Origin of the sequence: Streptomyces sp. NPDC079167 (assembly GCF_040686735.1) — a bacterium.
In the GTDB taxonomy this organism is placed as follows: Bacteria; Actinomycetota; Actinomycetes; order Streptomycetales; family Streptomycetaceae; genus Streptomyces.
The window spans coordinates 516,164-537,778 of sequence record NZ_JBFBLO010000001.1; the positions used below are offsets into that span (position 1 = coordinate 516,164).

The window sequence follows — 21,615 nt, forward strand, 5'->3', positions numbered from 1 at the left end:
CCCATCACGTCGTCCTGCTCGGTTCCGCTCAATCTACGCGAGGGGGCGGGGCCGGCACCGAGCCGTCTCAGCTGCTGTCGCCGCGGGGACGTCATTACACAGAACGACCGGCCAGGGTCACGTTTCGACATGCCCCCGAATGGGGCTATTTACGCAATCTCCACCCCCCATTCATAGAGCTACCCTCTATTGCGTGACAGATGAACTCTCCCGCCAGAAGCGCATTCTCCTCAGATCGGGCAAAAGCCCCTTCGATGTGGCTTCGCTCGAACAGTCCCTCGACAGAGATGTCTTCGCGACCAACGCGGGCAACCTGATCTTCAGTGACGCGGCGCACAAGCTTCTGACGACTCCGCGGGCAGAGGTCTTCTCCAACGGCATCCGTACGGACCCGGCGGCCGCCGAACGCATGAACGAGGAGTTCGACGTATTCGTCGTCCCTCTGGCGAACGCCTTCCGCCCGACGTTCGAGCGGCCCCTGAAGCGGATGACGCAGCTGATCAAGAAACTGCGCATCCCCGTGGTCGTCCTGGGTGTCGGCGCGCAGGCCGACCTCAAGTACGACGCTTCCCGGCTCAAGGCCATGGAGCCGACCGTCAGGGAATTCGTCACCGAGGTGCTCAACCGCAGCGCCTCCATCGGCGTGCGGGGCGAGTTCACCGAGCAGTACCTCAAGAACATGGGATTCCGGGACGTCGAGGTCATCGGCTGCCCCTCCATGTTCATGAACGGCGAGACGTTCACGCTCGACAAGAAGACCGAGTCGCTCACGACGGACTCCCGCATCTCGGTGAACGGATCGCACAGCGCCGTACGTTCGCACGGCCTCGACGCCATCATCCGTCAGGCCCACAAGCGCTATCCGAACCTGCGGTTCATCGGGCAGAACCTTCTCGAGGCCGAGCTGCTCCACTGGCGGCAGACGTCGAACCCGATCGGCGCCCAGACCTCGATGCCGACCCACCCGTCCCACCCGATGTACCGGGAGGGCAAGGTCCGGCTCTACGTCGACCCGGCCACCTGGATCGAGGAGCTGCGCGCGTTCGACTTCTCGTTCGGCTCGCGCATCCACGGGAACATCGCCGCGCTGCTGGCCGGCGTCCCGAGCACCGTGCTCTGCAGCGACTCGCGGACCCTGGAGCTCTGCCGTTACTTCGGCATTCCGCACCGCAAGATCTCCGAGACGCCCAAGAACATCGACCCCGCCGAGCTCTACGAGGCGGCGGACTTCGGTGAGCTGGTGAACGGCCACAAGGAACGCTTCCTCCGTTTCACCGGCTTCATGGAGAAGAACGGCCTGGAGAACACCTTCCACCACGGCGACGGCGGCAAGGCGTTCGACGCACAGATGTCCAAACTCGTCCTGCCGCCCGCCGCCCGGCCGTGGACCGACACCGACCCGGAGACCCTGAGCAGCCGCTTCGGCTGGCTGCAGAGCAGGCTCCAGGAGCTGACGGAGGAGAACAACGAGCTGCGGCGGGCCCAGCTCACCGGCAGGACCGACCGCTTCGGAACCAGGGCACGCGGCGGCGCGGGCGCCACGTACCGGCGCGCCCGGCGCGTGGTGGGCAGGCCCGTCAGGAAGTTCCTCCGCCCGGAGCAGTGAGCCGGAGCATCGAGCCGGAGCAGCAAGGCAGGCCGTTCCCGCGTCCGCCCGGGCCCTAACGCGCGCGGTGCGGGGTGCGCCGCGCCGACCGGGCCGCCCTGCCCGCCTTGCGGACGAGGCGTCGCGTGATCGAGGTGACGGTCTGCCGCTTCGGCACCTCGATCCGCTTGCCGCCGACCCACTCCCGCACGGTCAGCTCGTAGGCGGAGTCCGGCAGCCCCGCGTCCTCGCCGAAGTGCGGATAGGCCAGGTACGCCCTGCCCCGGAGCCCCTTGCGGACCACCTCGGGCTCCTGCTTGTCCGCCATGAACCGGAGGACGTCCAGGAGAAGATCGAGCCGGCCACTGGCCACACAGGCCAGCCGCAGCCGCTCGTGGACCTTGAGACGGCGGCCCAGGCCCGCGGACCAGTAGGCCTTGAGCAGCGGGGCGGCCAGCTCCATCTTCTCCCTCCGCACCGCCTCGGACTGCCGCAGCAGGGACGGGCCGAACTGCGGCAGCAGGGTGATGACGAAGGGCCGGACCATCAGGTCGTCCCGCTCGGGCCCCGGAGGGAGCTGCGCCGCGATGAGCTCCGTCAGCGCCCGTGCGGAGTCGAAGCGCAGCCGGTAGCTCCCGCTCCGGGTCACGTGCTTGCCGTCGTCCCGGCCCACCAGGTAGTAGCAGGTGTAGTCGGCGACGACGGACACCCCGTTGCCGCGCAGGTACGCCTCCATGGTGAAGAGCGCGTCCTCGCCGGTCTTCAGCCCTTCGTCGAAGGTCAGACCGAGCCGCACGAGCATCTCCCGCCGGAAGAGCTTCTGCGCGCTGAGGGTGAACTTGATGCGCGAGGAGAAGAGGTCGGCACGCTCGACGGTCTCCTTCCACATCGACTTCGGCGCTCCGCGGTTGACGCCGACGACCTTGCCGAGCACCACGTCGGTACCGGCGCGGTCGCCCATCGCGACCAGCCGTTCCAGCGCCTCCTCGCCGAAGTAGTCGTCCGCGTCGAGGAAGAAGACGTAGCGCCCGCGGGCCAGCCCCAGTCCGACGTTGCGCGGCCCGCTGGGTCCGCCGGAGTTCTCCTGGTGGACGACACGGGTCTCGATCGCGGTACGCGCGGCGAACTCGTCCAGGTACTCCCCCGTGCCGTCCGTGGACCCGTCGTCGACGGCGATGATCTCCATCCGTCCGGCGGGCAGGGTCTGCGCCTCCACGGACTCCAGGCAGCGGATCAGGTACGGCATCGCCTCGTAGGCCCCGATGACGATGCTGACGTCTGGTGCGCTTGTGCTCATCTCTCCCCGGTCCGGACACTTCGCTCTTCAGGAGAAGACGGTGGAACTGCGGTTCATGTCGCGTTCCTCGCACGGGCACACGAAAGCGGCCTGCCCGTTCCCCTCTTGTCAAAGGAGACGGACAGGCCGTTCATAAGGTTGCCTCTGACACCGGACTACCTGTGGACGTGCGGGGAACGGCTCCGCGCGGGCCAGGAGCCCGCGGGTCGGATCAGCGTGCGCGCAGCTGCTCCCGGAAGGAGACACAGTCCTCGTAGCGGGGCAGCAGGCCACGCTCCTCCGCCTCGGCGAGCGTCGGCGCCTGCTCGTCCTTCGGGGAGAGCAGGGGGGCGATGCCCTCGGGCCAGGTGATGGCCAGACCCGGGTCGAGCGGGTTGATGCCGTGCTCGCGCTCGGGGGCGTATCCCTCGGAGCAGAGGTAGACCACGGTGGCGTCGTCGCTCAGGGCGAAGAAGGCGTGTCCGAGGCCTTCGGAGAGGTAGACCGCGTGGTGGGTCTCGTCGTCGAGCCGGACGATCTCCCACTGCTTGTACGTCGGGGAGCCGACCCTGATGTCGACGATGACGTCGAGAACCGCGCCCCGCACACACTTGACGTACTTCGCCTGGCTCGGCGGCACGTCCGCGTAGTGGATGCCGCGCAGGGTGCCGCGCTTCGACACCGAGCAGTTCGCCTGGACGAGGCTGAGTTCCTGTCCGGTCGCGGTACGGAAGTCCGCGCCCCGGAACCACTCGTGGAAGCTGCCGCGGTCGTCCGGGAACACCTTCGGCTCGTGAACCCAGGCGCCTTCGATGGACAGAGGTCGCATACGTCTCTACTTCTTTCTCGACTGACTGTGCTGTGCGCTGCGGTGTACGCCGCCGGATCCGGAGGCCGGCCCGCCGTCGTGGCGGGCCGGGCCCTCAGCCGAACAGGCCGCGCTTGAGCCTGCCCGCCACGCGCCGGGGGAAGGATCGCTTCTTCGGAGCGGGCGCGGGCTTCTTGGCCGCGGGCTTGGCGGCGGGCTTCTTCGTGGGAGCGGGCTTCGCGGCCTCGACGGTGCCGTCGTCCGCGACCCGGAGCACCGCGGGCAGCGCGCTCCACCGCGGCTTGCCGCGCCTGGCCGACGGCATGCCCAGCCCCATGTCCCAGACCTGTCCCGGAATCAGGCCGCCGGGCAGTTCGGCGGTCAGCACGGCGCCCTCGGGTGCCGCGGTGAGGGTGGCGTCCGCCTGGACCGTGTCGGCGCCCGCGGACTTGAAGCGCAGGACCACGGGCTCGGTGCCGGCCGCAGGGCCCACCGCGAGCGGCAGCGGCAGCTTCACGCGGCCGCTCTCGATCCGGACGTCCTCGGGCGCGAGCCGTCGCACGTCCCGGTCGATACGGCTGGTGGCGAGGTCCACGTCGAGGGAGAGGTTGCCGTGCGGCTCGGTCCAGTAGGGCAGGACCACCCTGCGCGGCGAGCCGGTCAGGCGGGCGAGGCGGCTCTCCTCGACCTGGTCGGCACGGACCGATCCCAGGCGGGTCTCCTTGGTCCAGCCACAGGAGCTGATCCGGAAGAGGATGTCCCAGATGCCGTCCCCGAGCGGCGCCCCGTTGGCGGCGGTCTCCGGGTCGATCGTCGCCGAGGCCCGGAGTTCCTGCCGGAACGTGGAGCCGTCCCCGACCGGGATCCGTTCCCTCGTGAACTCGACCGGCTGGAAGAACTCGGCAGCCGTGGAGCGCTCACGCACGACGAGGTCGACCTTCGACTTCGCGACCGGCGCCACGGTGCTGACCCCGAGGCCGGCGATCCTGCTCAGGGTCTCCCCGGCGAGCTGCGGGGCGAGCAGGTCCTCGCCGTCCACGGAACGGAAGGTCATCGGCGCGTCCGACACCTGGTACTCGGCGGTGAAGCCGACCTTCAGGGTGCCGCCGTCCCAGGCGAGGCTCTCGAGTCGCCCCGCGGGCTTGATGCCGGACTCCCAGCGGGCCAGCTCCTCGATGTCACCGAGGCGGTCGTCCACGATGAGCGCGGCGACTATCTGCTGGGTCGGCTGCATGCCCGCGGCGACGCCCGGGCCGAACCGCTCGGTGACCACACCCCGGATCTCGGTGAAGAGCTCCGCGCGGTAGTCCTCGGGAAGGCTCAGCAGCCGCTTGCCGCGGAGCCGCTCCACCATCTCGTTGCGCAGCCAGCGGCGGTAGAGGCCGTCACGGATCTTCCCAGGCTCGGTGTACTGCTCGACGATGTCGAGCGCTTCACGGAGGTTGCCGTAGTAGCCCACCGGGTCGAAGCGCTGGAAACCGGCGTTCGAGGCGTCCTCGCGCTTGATGTGGTAGTAGCACAGGTAGTCGCTGAGGACGGAGATGTTCGCCGCCCGCAGGTAGGTCTCCACGACGAAGACGTGGTCCTCCAGGCGCCTGCGTCCCTCGCGGAACTTGATGCCTTTGCTCTCCAGGAACTCCCTGCGGAACATCTTGTGCGGCGTCAGGCTGTCGATCAGCGGGGCGTTGGAGACGCTCGCCCTCGGGCGGTTGACGCGGAAGAGCTCCACCGGGACCGGACGGCCCTTGCCCGCCATCTTCCCGATGATGACGTCGGAACCGTTCTCCACGCCGTAGCGGTACATGCGTTCGAGCGCCTCGTCGCCGAGCCAGTCGTCGTTGTCGACGTACATGACGAACTCACCCTTGGCCGCCGCTGTCCCGACGTTGCGCGGCTTGCCCGACCAGCCGGACGACTCCTGGTGGATGACGTGCATGTTCGGGTGGGCGGCGGCGAGTTCGTCCAGGCGGGCGGGGGTCGCGTCCGTGGATCCGTCGTCGACGAAGATGGCCTCGTACTCGTCGTCCGGCAGGGACTGCCGCAACAGGGAGGAAATGCAGTCCTCGATGTACTCGCCCGGGTTGTAGACGGGAATGACGACGCTGACCTTGACGGACATGCAGAACCTCATCTGGTAATCAGGAGAAATCGGCGCTGAATCCCACCCGGGACGCCCGCCCGACAGGATATATCCGGAGAGGGAGACTCTTCTCCGGGGTGGTTGTTCGGTAATCAGGCGAGGACAATGAGTAACGGGCCGGTACGGGGGTGAACGACGAGCCGCCGGGCTCAGAATGTGCCCGGCGGCGGTCGGAGTCCGGCGTCTTCGGGAACGGACGCCGGACGGGCCACGCATTCAGCTCTTGGCGCCTTCCTCGCTGTAGCGCTTCTTGAGCACCCGCTTCTTGTTCGTACCTTCTGCGTTCTTGCCCTTCTCGATGATGACAAGGTTGTGGTAGAAGTGCATGCCCACAATGTTGAGGTCGGTGTAGGACGGCTCGTAACCCTCGTCCACGAACTCCTCGTAGTTGAGGCCGTCGGCGAGCTTTTTCAGCATCGACATGCTGGTCTTCGGGTCGTCCCGGTCCTCGCTGCCCTGCCATTCCGGCCAGTACGAGGTCTGCGTGTCCTCGACGGCATAGATGCCGCCGTCCTTGAGCAGCGGGAAAAGCGTCTCGAACGTGGTCAGAATGTGCGGGCTCAGGTGGCTGCCGTCGTCGATGATGACGTCCAGCGTGCCGATCTTCGAGGCCACACCGATGAGGGAGCCGGGGTCGGACTGGTCGCCGATGAAGGTCGTGATCCGGTCCTCGTCGACAAATGACTTGTCCTGGATGTCCATTCCGAAGATCTGCGCCTTGGGGAAGAAGTGCTTCCACATACGCAGGGACGCTCCGCCTTGCCCCGCTCTGCTGTAGCCGCCGATACCGATCTCCAGCAGATTGAAGGAGTCATTCTTCAGATGCTCGAGGTGCCGCTGATAGTGCTGCGCGTAGCGGTGTGTTCCCCACTTGTCCGTCCTGAAGTGCTGGGCGAGCTTGCGCAGGTCGTGCGAGATCGCAGCGATTCCCGTGGGCGCGGCCGGGCGCGGCGCGGCGGGGCGCGGAACAGGGGCGGGCACTCCCGCCAGTCTCCTCCGGAGGCGGCGCAGCCGCTTCCATCCCGCCTCTCCGACAATTGCCCTGACCATCTTCTTTGCAGCCGTCGTTGTTGCCATCGTACGGATCCCCTTCCGTATGGAACACTGCGCAGGCATCACAACGGTGGGTCGTGATACCCAGAAGTCCAGCTCGTCAGCGATTCGTGAACCCCGGAGTTCAAAGTCGATTCGCCGGCTCGGCCGGCACAGGAACAGCGTGGACGCCGAAATGCGTCAGCCCGCGCCGACCGGCTCGATAAGCAGTGAACTTACTGGGTCCGGGCAACAGTCGGCAATCACCACAGGTCACGGAGTTCCGTGGAGATCCTTGAAAGACTCCGCGAGCGCCTCCCGCCAATTGCGGATGGGTTCGAGACCGGCTTTCGCCCAGCGGTCGTGACCCAGCACGCTGTACGCGGGACGCGGAGCCGGCCTGGCGAACGCAGCGCTGGTGGTCGGGCGGACACGTTCCGGGTCGGCGCCCAACTGCTCGAAGATGGCCCGGGTGAAACCGAACCAGGTGGTCTCGCCGCTGCTGGTTCCGTGGTAGATGCCCGCCGGTGCCGTGCCGGCCAAGGCGCCCCGTCCCAGCCGTACGAGCCGGTCGGCCAGGTCACCGGTCCAGGTGGGCTGGCCCAGCTGGTCGTCCACGACGTCCAGCGTGTCCTTGATGCCCTCGAGCTTGATCATCGTACGGACGAAGTTGCCCCCGCCCGCTCCGTACAGCCACGCGGTGCGGACGACGTAGCCCCGGTCGGGCAGCAGGGAGAGGACGGCCCGCTCGCCCGCCAGCTTGGTCCGCCCATAGGCGCTCCTCGGCGCGGTGGGCGCGTCCTCGGCGTACGGCTCGTCCGCCTGCCCGTCGAAAACGTAGTCGGTGGAGACCTGGAGGAGCACGATTCCGTGCTCGGCGCAGACCTCGGCGAGGAGCCGGGGGCCTTCGCCGTTGATGCGCAGCGCCTCGTCCTCGCGGGTCTCGGCGTCGTCCACCGCGGTCCAGGCGGCGCAGTTGACGATCACGGACGGACCGTGTTCCTCGACGGCCCGTCGTACGGAATCCGCGTCGGTGATGTCCAGCGCCTTGCGGTCCAGGCCCACGGCGCTCTCGCCGTCCCGGGCCAGCCTGGCCAGGACGTCCTGCGCGAGCATCCCGCCCGCTCCTGTGACCAGCCAACTGCCGCTCATACCGCATCCCGCTTTCTGTTGTGCCTGCCGGCGTGAACCGTGAGCCGGTGAACCCGGCAGCAGGGGAGCCGGAGCCCCTTCGGTCCGGCTCCCGCGTCGCTCACCGCCGGGCTTCACCGGCATCGTAGGGCGTAGGGCTCAGAGCGCCGCGCGGTCCTTCAGCGGCTCCCACCAGTCGCGGTTGTCGCGGTACCACTGGACGGTCTCGGCGAGCCCCTGCTTGAAGTCCTTGCGGGGCACGTAGCCGAGCTCTTCCCTGATCTTGGCGCAGTCCACCGAGTAGCGGCGGTCGTGGCCCTTGCGGTCCTCGACGTAGGTCACGCTGGTCTCCCAGTCGGCGCCGCAGGCCTCGAGCAGCAGGCCGGTCAGCTCCTTGTTGGAGAGTTCGGTGCCACCGCCGATGTTGTAGACCTCGCCGGCCCGGCCCTTCGTGCGCACCAGCTCGATGCCCTGGACGTGGTCGTCGATGTGCAGCCAGTCGCGGACGTTCGCCCCGTCGCCGTACAGCGGGACGGTCTTGCCGTCCAGCAGGTTGGTGACGAAGAGCGGGATGACCTTCTCGGGGAAGTGGTGGTGCCCGTAGTTGTTGGAGCACCGGGTCACCCGCACGTCGAGACCGTGCGTGCGGTGGTACGAGAGGGCGATCAGGTCGCTGGACGCCTTGGCGGAGGAGTACGGCGAGTTGGGCTCGAGCGGGTGCGTCTCCGGCCAGGAGCCCTCGTCGATCGACCCGTAGACCTCGTCCGTCGAGATGTGCACGAAGGTCTTGATCCCGGCCAGGTGCGCGGCGTGGATCAGGGTGTGCGTGCCCACGACGTTCGTGCGGACGAACTCTGCACCGCCGTCGATGGAGCGGTCCACATGCGACTCGGCGGCGAAGTGCACCACCTGGTCGTGTTCGGCCATCAGCTTGCCGACGAGCTCGGGATCGCAGATGTCACCCTGCACGAAGGCGAAGCCGGGGTGGTCACGGACCTCGTCGAGGTTGGCCGGGTTGCCCGCGTAGGTGAGCTTGTCGAGCACCGTGACAGCCACGTCGCCCGGCCCCTCGGGGCCCAGCACCGTGCGGACGTAGTGGGAACCGATGAAGCCGGCCCCGCCGGTCACCAGGATGTTGGTCGTCATGAGGAGATCTGTACCTTGCTGTGGTCACCGAGCACGAGTCGGTGGGCGGACGGGCTGCGGGGCGCGGGGGTCACTTCGACGTTGCGGCCGATGAGCGACGCCTCGACCCGCCGGACTCCGATGATGGAGGCGTCCCTGAGGACGATGGAGTACTCGATCTCACTGTCCGCGATGTTGCAGCCTTCGGAGACCGAGGTGAACGGGCCGACGTAGGAGTCGCTGATCACCGAGTCCGCCCCGATGATCACGGGGCCTACGATGCGGCTCCCGGTCACCTTGGCCCCCTTCTCGATGCGGACCCTGCCGATGATCTCGCTGGCGTCGTCGACCTCCGCCTCCTCGGCGTGCGGCTCGACGGTCTCCAGCACCGAGCGGTTGACCTCCAGCATGTCGGTGACGTTGCCGGTGTCCTTCCAGTACCCGGAGATCGTGGTGGAGCGCACGTTCCGCTGCTGGTCGATCAGCCACTGGATGGCGTGGGTGATCTCCAGCTCGCCCCGCCAGGACGGCTCGATGGAGCGGACCGCCTCGTGGATGGAGGGGGTGAAGAGGTAGACGCCGACCAGGGCCAGATCGCTCTTGGGGGCCTTCGGCTTCTCCTCCAGGGCGACGACCCGCCCGTCGGAGTCGAGCTCCGCGACACCGAAGGAGGTGGGGTTGGGGACATGCGTCAGCAGGATCTGGGCGTCGGGCCGGTCACTGCGGAACTCCTCCACCAGCCCGCTGATGCCGCCGACGATGAAGTTGTCGCCGAGGTACATGACGAAGTCGTCGTCGCCGAGGAACTCCCGGGAGATGAGCACGGCGTGGGCCAGGCCCAGCGGCTCGTCCTGCGGGATGTAGGTGACCTCGAGACCGAACTCCGAGCCGTCACCCACCGCTTCCCGGATCTCGTCGACCGTGTCACCGACGACGATGCCGACCTCGGTGATGCCCGCGTCGGCGATGGCCTCGAGGCCGTAGAAGAGAACCGGCTTGTTGGCGACCGGCACCAGCTGCTTGGCCGATGTGTGGGTGATGGGGCGCAGACGGGTGCCCGCCCCACCGGAGAGTACGAGAGCCTTCACGTTTTTCTGTCCCCATATTGAGAGTGTGGTGATCGAGTGCCGGACACCGGTGCGAACGAAGCATGCTGAACGCGATGTGATTTTACTGTGAAATCCCTTGCTCCCCTGCCGCACGGAAAGGTAGGACCGGCGCGTCCACCCGGTCGCGCGGGCCGAGGAGTGAACACGGCGTCACCGGTGTACACCCCGGCGACGTCGTGCAGCCGCCGGGAATCGCACTGTCGTTCACGTTCAATTGAGACAACCGATACGGCGCGTTGGTTGTGCGCGACACGCTTTTTCGACCTGTGAGCTGCACCACAAAGGCCCGCCGAAACCCGTTTCCAGGTTTCGACGGGCCCATGCCCGATGTGTGCTCCGCGGGATCAGCCGCCCACGGGTTCGCCGAGGCTCCGGGCGACGCCGATGTTGCGCGCCTCCGCCTTGGCGGCCAGTTCCCGGACCGCCGTGTCGAACTGCTCGAGGGAGGTGGGCTCGTCGGGGCCGAGCAGGTACTGCTTCAGCTCACGCCGGTCCTCGCCCAGGGAGTCGGCCGCCGGGTCGGTGACGGCGGCCAGCAGCTCGTCCAGCTCGACCGCCGAGTTCGAGAGGATCACCGCGGCGCGTACGGCGGTGTTCTGGCGCCGGAACTCCTCCACGCCCATCGCGGCCGAGTCGGTCACGGCGTACGGCTTGCCGCTCGCGATGAAGTCCGAGACCACGCTGGAGATGTCCGAGACCATGGCGTCCGACTCGTTGAAGCAGTCGTACAGACGGGGGGCGGCCCCGACGATGACCTTGTGCTCCCACCAGCCGGTGGAACGCCAGTAGGCGTCGTTCCACTCCTCCCTGAGCTTCGCGGTCTCCGCCTCGGTCCCCGGGTCGACCTTGGCGTCCCTGGACTGCTCGGCCTCGTCCCGGTCGGTCTGCGCGCTGCCGGCGAGCCGGGACAGCTGCGTCTCGATGCGGAGCATCGCGGCCCGCGCCTCGGCCTGGTCCGCGCGGAGCGCCTCGCGCTCCTTCGCCCACCGGGGGTCGGTGGCGCGTTCGGTGGCGGCCTTCTCGATCATCGCGGTGATACGGGCGTGCACGGCCTTCGCCTGCCGGCTGCGGGTGCCGGTGAAGGGGTGCGGCTTGTAGAGCACCCGGACCGGCTCTTCGGCGGTGAGCAGACGCCTGACGATGTTCTCGCCCGCCAGCAGCAGCGAGGTGTTGCCGGGGTTGTCGTCCCAGCCCTCCCAGGTGGGGGCGTACAGCACGGTCGGGACCGGGTTCTTGGGGGCGCCGGTCCACGCCTTGATCGAGGCGAGCTGGGGGCGCCCCACCTCGACGATGTCCTCGTCGCGGATGCCGACGTCGGCCAGCGCGTAGCGGTCCCGCCCGGCTTTCCCGGCGGTCCACACCTCGTCGTACACCTTGCTGTAGGGGTTGACGCTGGCGAGCTTGTCGCTGTCGCCGTGCCCGATGAAGACGTGCTTCATCGTCGGGACCCGCAGCATGTGGATGTTCTTGCCGACGTTCGCCGCGTACAGCGCCACACGGACCGACGAGAGGTCCAGGTTCATCAGGTGGACCCCGCCGGGCACGCAGAGCACCGGCACCGAGGTCATGGCCAGCTGCGGGACGATGTTGCGCTCACGCAGGAAGATCAGCGGCCGCCCCCCGAGCTGGGCCATCGTCTCCAGCCACATGTTCACCTGGTACGCCGAATCCTTCGAGCCGGAGAAGTACATGATGACCGTCGGCCGGTAGCTGCGCAGCCAGTCGTCGACCGCCGCGAGGACCTTGGCCTCCGGCGGGACGAGGCGGCTGGGGCGCGCGTAGGGCAGCAGCGCGGCGAGGTAGAGGACGGCGAAGCCGAGCATGAGCGCCAGGCCGGCGTACGCGAAGGCGGCGGTGCCGGTCTCGATGGCGATCAGCACGCCGATCAGGCCGAACAGGTCCAGGTGCAGCATCTTCTCGGCCGGGCGGCTCATCAGCCTGCGCGGCGGGGCGTTACCGATGGACACGGCGCTCAGGTCGATGTTCCGTGTGACCACCGGCAGCTTGCGGCGCAGCCTGATGAGGGTGACTATCGCGCTCTGCGGCGCCTGGAGCCCGTAGAAGGCCAGCAGGCAGGCCACCGTCACGTAGAAGAGGGTCGCCTCGCCGTAGCCCATGCGCGAGAGCAGCAGGACCAGCAGCAGCTGACGCACCAGGAAGCGGATCGAAAGACCCGCGCGCACCGCGGCGAGCCGGTTGATGAGATAGCTGCCGCAGCGGTGCAGATACTGGTCCGCCGCATACGTCACGAAGGCTGCCGCCGCGAAGAACCACAGGTTGGGGGCGATGGCCGCGGCCATGATGCACGGGAAGCCCAGACCCAGGAGAAGCGCGGCGGCCAGCTCCGAACCGCTGCCGACACGAGCCAAACGAATGGCTTTCGAAATCACGAAGTACCGCTCCTGAGAATCCGACTGGATAACCTTGCGGGGAAATTGTGAAGAGCGCCTTCACGCATTCGGACCCCGCCGGTTTCGCCCTTACGGCGAACCGACGGGGTCCGAATAGTCGATCACTGATTATGGCACATCGATCTGACGGTCCAGCACCGAGGCCAGGGCCTGCTCGAAGCCCGACGCCTCGCTGGCACCCCGGGTCGGGTCCTGCTGGCGGACATCGATCACATGGCCGGTCATCTCGGACAGCAGGACGTCCACGGACGTCCGGGCCACGGCCTCGGAGGAGAGCAGCGAGCCCACCGGCTCCTCGCCGAACGCCTTGGTCCGCATCGGCGTCGCGGTCCGCTCGGGATTGACGCAGTTCACCCGGACCCCGTCCGCCGCCCACTCGTCCGAGAGCGCCTGGGTGAGGTTCACCATGGCGGCCTTGGTGGAGGAGTAGAGGCTGTACTCGGCGCGGCCGCGGGTGTAGCTGCTGGAGGTGTAGAGCAGCAGCTGGCCCTTGGTCTCCGCGAGGTACTTGTACGAGGCGCGGGCGATCTGGACGGGCGCCAGGTAGTTGACGTTCAGCGCCTCCTGGATCGTCGCGCTGTCGGTCTCCGCGAGCTTGCCGATGCGCAGGACGCCGGCGGTGTTGACCACGTAGTCGATGCGCCCGGTCTCCGCGTACGCCGTGGAGAGCGCCTCGTCGACGTGTTCCGGGTTCTCGATGTGCGTCCCCGTGGTGGAGCGCCCCAGGGCGTACACCTTGGCGCCGAACGACTCCGCGAGCGACGCGATGTCGGCCCCGATGCCGTACGACCCGCCGAAGACCACCATGGTCTTGCCGGTGAGCAGCTCCCGGTAGCCCGCCTCGCCCGTCGGCTGCGGCACGGCGGTCGAGGCCAGCTGGAACAGCTTGTCCGCGATGAAGACGTCGACCGGCTGGGTGACCTTCATGTTGTACTCGTCGCCCGCGACGACGTAGATCGGCACGTCCGGGAGGTACTTCAGGACCACCGAACAGTCGTCGGTGGCCTGGAAGTTGGGGTCACCCGAGGCGACCTCGTAGGCCCGCCGGATGGTCGACAGCTTGAACGCCTGGGGCGTCTGGCCGCGACGCAGCCGGGAGCGGTCGGGTACGTCCGTGATGAACGCGCCGTCCTCGCCGTGGGTGCGGGTCACGATGATGGTGTCGGCGGAGGGGATGGCGACGTCGACCGCCTGGTAGCGATCGAGGGCCTCGACGCAGTCCTTGATCACCCGCTGGGAGAGCAGAGGGCGCACGGCGTCGTGGAACAGTACGTTGCGGTCCTCCCCCTCGGCCAGGCCCTCGCCGAGTGCCGCGATGGCACGCTCGGTGGTCTCGTTGCGGGTCGAACCGCCCTCGATCACCTTGATGACCTTGGTCAGGCCGGCCTTCGCGACGATCTTCTCGACATCGGCGACATACCCCGGCGCCATCAGGACGATGACGTCGTCGATCGATTCGGCCTGCTGGAAGATGCTCAGGGTGTGCTCGATGACGGCTTTGCCGGCGATCTTCAGCAGCTGCTTCGGTATCGACAGACCCACGCGCTGACCGGTACCGCCGGCGAGTACGACTGCCGTGGTGCGGACTTGGGCTATGTACTGCTCAGACACAGACGACCTACCTTGCGAGGGCTGGGGAACATCCCGATGGTTACACTCTCCGTTACCATCTCGCAAGGTGAACGTCGAGTGCGCCTCACCCTGTGAACACCTGCCGTTCCCCTGCCACACAGGAGAAACACCTGAACGGCGGCCCTGCGGGCAGGTGACCGACACCACACGAGTGAGCGGCATGGAGCACCTATGAGCGGAGCCTCCGCGCACCGGATTTCACCCGGGCGGCCCATCGGCACCCTCTGTACTCCGTGTCCCGCCCGGGCGGCTCCCCGTCGCCGGGCGGGACCGCGTCATCAGTCGCTGAAGGGCTCGAACCCCTCGTACTCGCGCTGCGCGACGTCGTGCTCGGACTCACGCTCGCGGCGGCGCTGCGCGGCGGGGCGGGGCGCCTCCAGGCGGTGGTCCTCGCCACGGCGGCCCAGCATCTCGGCCCCGGCGGCCATGGTCGGCTCCCAGTCGAAGACGACCGCGTTGTCCTCGGCGCCGATGGCCACGCCGTCGCCGGCCCGGGCACCCGCCTTGCGCAGCTCGTCCTCGACACCGAGCCGGTTGAGCCGGTCCGCGAGGTAGCCGACGGCCTCGTCGTTGTTGAAGTCGGTCTGCCGGATCCAGCGCTCGGGCTTCTCACCGCGCACGCGGTAGATGCCGTCGTCCTCCACCGTCACGGTGAAGCCGGCGTCGTCGACGGCCTTGGGACGGATGACGACCCGCGTCGACTCCTCCTTCGGCTTGCTGGCCCGCGCCTCTGCGATGATCCCGGCGAGGGCGTACGAGAGCTCGTTGAGGCCCTTGTGCGCGATGGCCGACACCTCGAAGACGCGGTAGCCGCGCGCCTCCAGGTCCGGGCGGATCATGTCCGCGAGGTCCTGGCCGTCCGGGATGTCGACCTTGTTGAGGGCGACGATGCGCGGGCGGTCCTCGAGGCCGCCGTACAGCCGCAGCTCCTCCTCGATCATGTCGAGGTCGGAGACCGGGTCGCGGTCCGACTCCACCGTCGCGGTGTCCAGGACGTGCACCAGGACGGAGCAGCGCTCGACGTGCCGCAGGAACTCCAGGCCGAGGCCCTTGCCCTCGCTGGCTCCGGGGATGAGCCCCGGGACGTCCGCGACGGTGTAGACGGTCGAGCCGGCGGTGACGACGCCCAGGTTGGGGACGAGGGTGGTGAACGGGTAGTCCGCGATCTTCGGCTTGGCGGCGGAGAGCACCGAGATCAGCGAGGACTTGCCGGCGCTCGGGTAACCCACGAGCGCGACGTCGGCGACGGTCTTGAGCTCCAGGACGATGTCCCGGCTCTCCCCGGGCTCGCCGAGCAGCGCGAAGCCGGGCGCCTTGCGGCGGGCGGAGGCCAGCGCGGCGTTGCCGAGACCGCCACGGCCGCCCTGGCCCGCGACGAAGGTGGTCCCCTGGCCGACCATGTCGGCGAGGACGTTGCCGGCCTTGTCCAGGACGACGGTGCCGTCCGGCACGGGCAGCACGAGGTCCTGGCCGTCCTTGCCGGAGCGGTTGTCACCGGCGCCGGGCTGGCCGTTCGTGGCCTTGCGGTGGGGGTGGTGGTGGTAGTCCAGCAGGGTGGTCACGGCCTGCTCGACGACGAGGATCACATCGCCGCCGCGTCCGCCGTTGCCCCCGTCGGGGCCGCCGAGCGGCTTGAACTTCTCACGGTGTACGGAGGCCACGCCGTGGCCTCCGTTACCCGCGGCGGCATGGAGCTCGACGCGGTCCACGAAGGTGGTCATGGTGGGTGCCTCCAGGTACAGCGGAAAGTACGGGAATGTCTCTTGACGTAACGCGCCGAGGGCGGACCCGCTTCCCCGGTTACCGGGAAAGCTGAGATCCGCCCTCGGAAGGTGCTGTGTCGCTCAGCCGTTGCCTGACTCAGGCAGCGACGGGAACGATGTTCACGACCTTGCGGCCACGGTGCGTACCGAACTCCACCGCACCGGCGGTCAGCGCGAACAGCGTGTCGTCGCCGCCACGGCCGACGCCCGTGCCCGGGTGGAAGTGGGTGCCGCGCTGGCGGACCAGGATCTCACCGGCGTTCACGGCCTGACCGCCGAAGCGCTTCACGCCGAGCCGCTGAGCATTGGAATCGCGCCCGTTCCGAGTGGACGATGCGCCCTTCTTGTGTGCCATGTCTCCTCAGTCCCTTACTTCGCAGCCGCGGGAATACCGGTGACCTTGATCGCCGTGTACTGCTGGCGGTGACCCTGGCGACGGCGGTAACCCGTCTTGTTCTTGTAGCGAAGGATGTCGATCTTCGCGCCCTTGTGGTGGTCCACGATCTCGGCCTGGACCTTGATGCCGTCCAGGACCCAGGGGTCGCTGGTCACGGCGTCGCCGTCGACAACGAGCAGGGTCGAGAGCTCGACCGTGTCGCCAACCTTGGCGGTGGAAATCTTGTCAACCTCAACGATGTCGCCGACAGCAACCTTGTGCTGGCGACCACCGCTGCGCACGATGGCGTACACGCGGATCTCTCTCTCACTCGGAACGGATCCCCTGATGCCAGCCGCTCGCACGGGCCGAGGCCCGGGACGATCCGGAAGGATGAGCGGCCTCTGCCGACAGGTGCGCGATGCGCCGAAGCCGGTAGGGATGTGCTCAGGGGTAGGTGCGTACGGAAACACACCGAGCGTTAAGACTACGGACAGCCGCCCTGCCGGTCAAACCGGCCCCGGCCCGGCAGCGGAAGCGCCCGGAAGGATCCCCGGGAGCCGCGAAGAACGCCTCAGAACGTACCCGCCCGAGGGGCGCCGACGGCTTCCTGCGGGACCACGCTCAGGGCCTCTGTCGGTGGCGCTGCGGGCCCTGCACGTGCCGCCCTGCCCTGGCCTGCGCGGGCGTACGGGGCCGTTGTGCGCCCACTCCCCCGCCGCACGGGCCGCGGGCCCCTGTCCTCGTCCCGCACACGTCTGTGGGCCCCGCCTCGGTCGAGGCGGGGCCCACAGACGCTGTCACTTCCCGGCCGGTCCTACAGGTCGGTCGAGGCCGTCACGGAAGGCGACGACTGCTCGGCGGCGACGGTCTTCTTCGCCGCTGCCTTCTTCGTCGTCGTCTTCTTCGCCGCGGTCTTCTTCGCGACCGTCTTGGCAGCCGTCTTCTTGGTGGCCGCCTTCTTCGCCGTGGCCTTCTTGGCGGTCTTCCGCGCCGCGGCCTTCTTCACCGGAGCTTCTGCTTCCGCTGCCTCGGTGTCAGGCACGTCGGACGGGTCGGAACCGGCGTCCGTGACCACCACGGCCGCTGCCTCTTCGGTGCCGGCCGGCGACCCCGCCGGGGCGGTGGCCTTCCGCGTCGCCCGGCGACGGGCACGCGGCGGGGCCGCCTCCGCGTCAGCCGCCGGAGCCTCGGGCTCCGGAGCCTTCTCCGCAGGAGCGGGCGCCGGTGCCACGGCGGCCTCGACCACCGGGTCCTCCGCCGCGACGGGCTCCGCCGCGGGCTCGGCCGGATGCACCGGCGGTGTCACGTCGGCCTGCTTGGGCGAGCCCGCCGGGGCGGTCGCCTTCCGGGTCGCCCGGCGACGCGTACGCGCCGGAGGCGCGGCCTCGGCCTCGGGGGCGGCGGGAGCCTCCGCCCGGGTCTCGGCCACCGGCTCGGGCTGCTGCTCCTCGGCCACGGGGGCCGCCGGAGCGGGCTCGGCCACCGGGGCGGGCGCACCGGCCGGAGCCGTGGCCTTGCGGGTCGCGCGCCGGCGGCCACGGCCGCGCGACGCCGCCGCCTCGGCCTCGGCCGGGCTGCTGTACAGCTCCTCGTCGGCGACGAACTCCGGCTCGGGCAGCGCCACCGGGGCGGCGACCTCCGCGGCCACCTCGGCCTCGGTCTCGACCTCGGCCGGCTGCTCGTGCTCGTGCTCCTGGCCGTGCTCGTGCTCGTGTCCCGCGCCGCCGCGACCGCGCTTCTTGGAGCGCTTGCCACCGCCGCCACCGGCGGCCGTGGGCTGCTCCATGTGGACGATCACGCCGCGCCCGTTGCAGTGGACGCAGGTCTCGGAGAAGGACTCCAGCAGACCCTGGCCCACCCGCTTACGGGTCATCTGGACCAGGCCCAGCGAGGTGACCTCGGCGACCTGGTGCTTCGTACGGTCGCGGCCCAGGCACTCCAGGAGCCGCCGCAGGACCAGGTCCCGGTTGGACTCCAGCACCATGTCGATGAAGTCGACGACGACGATGCCGCCGAGGTCGCGCAGCCGCAGCTGGCGGACGATCTCCTCGGCCGCCTCCAGGTTGTTCTTGGTGACGGTCTCCTCGAGGTTTCCGCCCTGGCCGGTGAACTTGCCGGTGTTGACGTCGACGACGACCATCGCCTCGGTCTTGTCGATCACCAGCGAGCCGCCGCTCGGCAGATAGACCTTGCGGTCCAGCGCCTTCATCAGCTGCTCGTCGATGCGGTACGTCGCGAAGACGTCGACCTCGGAGGTCCAGCGCGACAGCCGGTCACTGAGGTCCGGTGCGACGTGCGAGACGTAGCCGTGGATGGTGTCCCAGGCGTCGTCACCGCTGACGATCACCTTCGAGAAGTCCTCGTTGAAGATGTCGCGGACGACCCGGACGGTCATGTCCGGCTCGCCGTAGAGCAGCGTCGGCGCGTTGGAGCTGCTGGTGCTCTTCGACTTCTTCTGGATCTCTTCCCACTGGCCCTGCAGCCGCTCGACGTCGCGGCGCAGCTCGTCCTCGCTCGCGCCCTCGGCGGCGGTGCGCACGATGACACCCGCGTCCTCGGGAACGATCTTCTTGAGAATGGTCTTCAGCCGGGCACGCTCGGTGTCGGGCAGCTTGCGGCTGATGCCGGTCATCGAGCCTTCGGGCACGTAGACCAGGTACCGGCCGGGCAGCGAGACCTGGCTGGTCAGACGGGCACCCTTGTGGCCGATCGGGTCCTTCGTCACCTGGACGAGGACGGACTGGCCCGACTTGAGCGCGGTCTCGATGCGGCGCGGCCCGTGGGCCATGCCGAGTGCCTCGAAGTTGACCTCGCCCGCGTAGAGGACGGCGTTGCGGCCCTTGCCGATGTCGACGAAGGCGGCCTCCATGGACGGCAGTACGTTCTGCACCTTGCCCAGGTAGACGTTGCCGACGTAGCTGGTGGCCTGCTCCTTGTTGACGTAGTGCTCGACGAGCACGTTGTCCTCGAGGACACCGATCTGGGTGCGCTCGCCGCTCTGGCGGACGACCATGACGCGCTCGACGGCCTCACGGCGGGCCAGGAACTCGGCCTCGGTGATGATCGGGACGCGGCGGCGGCCCTGCTCGCGCCCCTCGCGGCGGCGCTGCTTCTTGGCTTCCATGCGGGTCGAGCCCTTGATGGACTGGACCTCGTCGAAGCCGGTGCCGGGCTCGCGCTCGGCCTCCTTCTTACGGGGCTCGCGGACCTTGACGACCGTGCGCTCCGGGTCGTCGGCGCCCGTCCCCGTGTCCTCGCCGGCGGCGTCCCCGCTGCGGCGGCGACGACGGCGGCGGCGACGGCTGCTGCTGGAGCCGGAGGAGGACTCGTGCTCCTCCTCGTCCTCGTCGTCGTGCGCCTGCTGCTCGTCATCGGAACGGTCCGAGCCGGCGTCGTCCTGCTGCTCGGCGTCGTCCGTGTCGTTGGCCTCGCCGCGACGGCGGCGACGGCCACCACGGCGGCGACGGCGCGAGGGACGGTCCCCGTACTCGTCCGTCTCGTCGCCCTCGTGCTCGGCGTCGGTCTCGGGCTCGGCCTCGTGCTCGTCCTCGACGGGGGCGGCCGGAGCCGCCTGCTCGGCCGGAAGCGTCACCGGCGTCGCGGCCGGCTCGGTCTCCACGGCCTCGCCACGGCGGCGGCGACGGCGGCGCGAACCGCCCTGGGGCGCGGACTCGGCGGCTTCGGCGGGTGCGGCGGCCTCGGCGGTACGCCTGCTCCCGTCCTTGCGCGGCGCGCGGTCCTCGCTCGTCTGCTCCTCGGCTCCGTCGCTCTCGTCGTAGACCGGGGCGGAACCCACGGCGGCAGCGGCGGCAGCCGCGGTCTCCGGGGTCTGGAACATCGGCTCGGAGAAGACCGGGGCCTGGAAGACGGCCACGGCGGGGCGCGTCGCGCGGCGTCCCTTGCGGGCGGGCTCCTCGGTCTTCCCGGTGAACTCGGGGCGGCCGGCGGCGGCGGTGGCGCGGCGGCGCTGGCGGCCGCGCGGCGCGGCCTCCTCGACCTGCTCCGCCTCGGCGGCCAGCTCATCGGCCACCGCGGCGGGGAGGTCCTCACCCTTCTCGGCGGCCGCCTCGGCGACCTCCTCGACGGGCTGCGGGGCACCGGCCGGCGCGGACGCCTTACGGGAGGCACGGCGGCGGGCACGCGCGGGCGGCGCCGCCTCGACGGCGGGCGCCTCGACGGTCTCCTCTGCGCGGGCGGGTGCGGCGGCCGGCTCGGCGGCCTCCGCAACCGGTTCGGCCACGATCGCGGCCGACGGCTCCGCGGTCCGGGCGCCCTGCGGCGTACCGGCCGGGGCCGACGCACGACGGCGGGTACGGCCTCGCGGCGCGGCTGCGGGCTCGGCCGGCTCCGCGGGGACCTCGGCGACGGGCTCGGGAGCCTTCACCGGCTCGGCCACGATGTCCTGCGCGGCGGTCACGTCCGTCCGGGGGGCACCCGCCGGAGCGGTGGCCTTGCGGGTGGCGCGGCGACGGCCGCGGGGGGCCTCCACGACGGGCGCCTCGACGGCCTCCTCCACCTCTTCGGCCTCGTCCTCGGCCGGGGTCTCGATGACCGGCTCCACGACCTCGGCGGCGGTCTGCGGCGCACCAGCAGGAGCGGTCGCCTTACGGACCGCGCGGCGGCGGGTACGGGCGGGCGGCGCGGCCTCGGCCGGCTCCTCGCTCACGGCAGGGGCCTCAGGGGTGGCCGGGATCTCGGCGACGGCCTCCGGGGCCGGCTCCACGATTTCGGCGGCGGCCTGCGGCGCACCCGCAGGAGCGGTCGCCTTACGGACCGCTCGACGACGGGCACGTGCCGGAGGCGCGGCCTCGGCGGCGGGCTCGGCGGAGGCGGCCGGTGCGGCCGGCGTGACGTCCTCGGCGGTGGACGCGCCCGGCGCGCCCGACGGCGGGCCGGCGGGGCGGGACGCCGCGCGGCGCCTGCGGCGCGGCGGCAGCTTGTCCCCGGGGGCGTTGTTGTCGTCCGTGTTCACGGGGTTTCCGGTGTTACCGGGTTCGTTCGGCTCGTGCATGCGGGCGGTTCTCCCGTCGCGCTCCCGGGCGCCACGCCTTGTTCCGGTCCGACGCGATTCGCGTGATGTGCGCGATACCGCCGTCCGGGGCGCGGGCGCCGCACGGGAGCTGATGTCTGGCTCGCCGGTTCCGTACGCGTACGCACGGCCTGGCGAAAGTCTTATGGGGCGGTGCGCGGCCCGACCCAGGTGGCTCCCGAGTCCGAGGGCTGC

The 21,615-nt window shown here is 69.7% G+C and carries 14 protein-coding genes; 1 reads left to right on the forward strand and 13 read right to left on the reverse strand.

The features are described 5' to 3' along the window. Positions 1 to 193: 193 nt before the first annotated feature. A complete protein-coding gene (locus tag AB0P41_RS02455; protein ID WP_365929557.1) occupies positions 194 to 1,606 on the forward strand; it encodes a polysaccharide pyruvyl transferase family protein in 1,413 nt (470 codons plus the stop codon). Positions 1,607 to 1,661: 55 nt separating this feature from the next. On the opposite strand, the gene AB0P41_RS02460 is transcribed toward AB0P41_RS02455, so the two are convergent. The 13 genes from AB0P41_RS02460 to AB0P41_RS02520 all read right to left on the reverse strand — a co-directional run bounded on the left by AB0P41_RS02460 (position 1,662) and on the right by AB0P41_RS02520 (position 21,402). Beyond that, positions 1,662 to 2,882 (reverse strand): glycosyltransferase family 2 protein, encoded by a 1,221-nt coding sequence (locus AB0P41_RS02460; RefSeq protein WP_365929559.1) that lies wholly within the window; start codon positions 2,880 to 2,882, stop codon positions 1,662 to 1,664. A gap of 211 nt (positions 2,883 to 3,093) precedes the next feature. After that, positions 3,094 to 3,690, reverse strand: coding sequence for a dTDP-4-dehydrorhamnose 3,5-epimerase (rfbC, locus tag AB0P41_RS02465; protein ID WP_365929561.1), 597 nt, complete (start codon positions 3,688 to 3,690; stop codon positions 3,094 to 3,096). A 94-nt stretch (positions 3,691 to 3,784) separates the two neighbouring features. Continuing rightward, on the reverse strand, positions 3,785 to 5,788 hold the full coding sequence (locus AB0P41_RS02470; RefSeq protein WP_356715488.1) for a glycosyltransferase family A protein: 2,004 nt from the start codon (positions 5,786 to 5,788) through the stop codon (positions 3,785 to 3,787). Between the two features lie 237 nt (positions 5,789 to 6,025). Then, the gene (locus AB0P41_RS02475) at positions 6,026 to 6,790 is read right to left on the reverse strand and encodes a hypothetical protein (protein WP_365929563.1); all 765 of its coding nucleotides are present in this window, start codon (positions 6,788 to 6,790) and stop codon (positions 6,026 to 6,028) included. A gap of 324 nt (positions 6,791 to 7,114) precedes the next feature. After that, positions 7,115 to 7,993 (reverse strand): dTDP-4-dehydrorhamnose reductase, encoded by an 879-nt coding sequence (gene rfbD, locus AB0P41_RS02480; protein WP_365929565.1) that lies wholly within the window; start codon positions 7,991 to 7,993, stop codon positions 7,115 to 7,117. A 138-nt stretch (positions 7,994 to 8,131) separates the two neighbouring features. After that, a complete protein-coding gene (rfbB, locus tag AB0P41_RS02485; RefSeq protein ID WP_356715494.1) occupies positions 8,132 to 9,118 on the reverse strand; it encodes a dTDP-glucose 4,6-dehydratase in 987 nt (328 codons plus the stop codon). Then, positions 9,115 to 10,185, reverse strand: a complete 1,071-nt coding sequence (locus tag AB0P41_RS02490) for a glucose-1-phosphate thymidylyltransferase (protein ID WP_356715496.1) — start codon at positions 10,183 to 10,185, stop codon at positions 9,115 to 9,117. Before AB0P41_RS02490 ends, rfbB begins: the two co-directional genes overlap by 4 nt. 365 nt (positions 10,186 to 10,550) lie before the next feature. Then, positions 10,551 to 12,596: a hypothetical protein gene (locus tag AB0P41_RS02495; protein ID WP_365929567.1), complete on the reverse strand. Its 2,046-nt coding sequence runs from the start codon at positions 12,594 to 12,596 to the stop codon at positions 10,551 to 10,553. A 129-nt stretch (positions 12,597 to 12,725) separates the two neighbouring features. Next, on the reverse strand, positions 12,726 to 14,228 hold the full coding sequence (locus AB0P41_RS02500; RefSeq protein WP_356715500.1) for a bifunctional cytidylyltransferase/SDR family oxidoreductase: 1,503 nt from the start codon (positions 14,226 to 14,228) through the stop codon (positions 12,726 to 12,728). A 299-nt stretch (positions 14,229 to 14,527) separates the two neighbouring features. Next, the gene (gene obgE, locus AB0P41_RS02505) at positions 14,528 to 15,970 is read right to left on the reverse strand and encodes a GTPase ObgE (RefSeq protein ID WP_356715502.1); all 1,443 of its coding nucleotides are present in this window, start codon (positions 15,968 to 15,970) and stop codon (positions 14,528 to 14,530) included. A 139-nt stretch (positions 15,971 to 16,109) separates the two neighbouring features. Further along, entirely contained in the window at positions 16,110 to 16,367 is a 258-nt protein-coding gene (gene rpmA / locus AB0P41_RS02510) for a 50S ribosomal protein L27 (protein ID WP_014045902.1), read from the reverse strand. 14 nt (positions 16,368 to 16,381) lie between these two features. After that, the gene (rplU, locus tag AB0P41_RS02515) at positions 16,382 to 16,702 is read right to left on the reverse strand and encodes a 50S ribosomal protein L21 (RefSeq protein WP_015577124.1); all 321 of its coding nucleotides are present in this window, start codon (positions 16,700 to 16,702) and stop codon (positions 16,382 to 16,384) included. Between the two features lie 503 nt (positions 16,703 to 17,205). Then, complete coding sequence (locus AB0P41_RS02520) at positions 17,206 to 21,402, reverse strand: Rne/Rng family ribonuclease (RefSeq protein WP_365929569.1); 4,197 nt, start codon at positions 21,400 to 21,402, stop codon at positions 17,206 to 17,208. Positions 21,403 to 21,615: the final 213 nt, after the last annotated feature.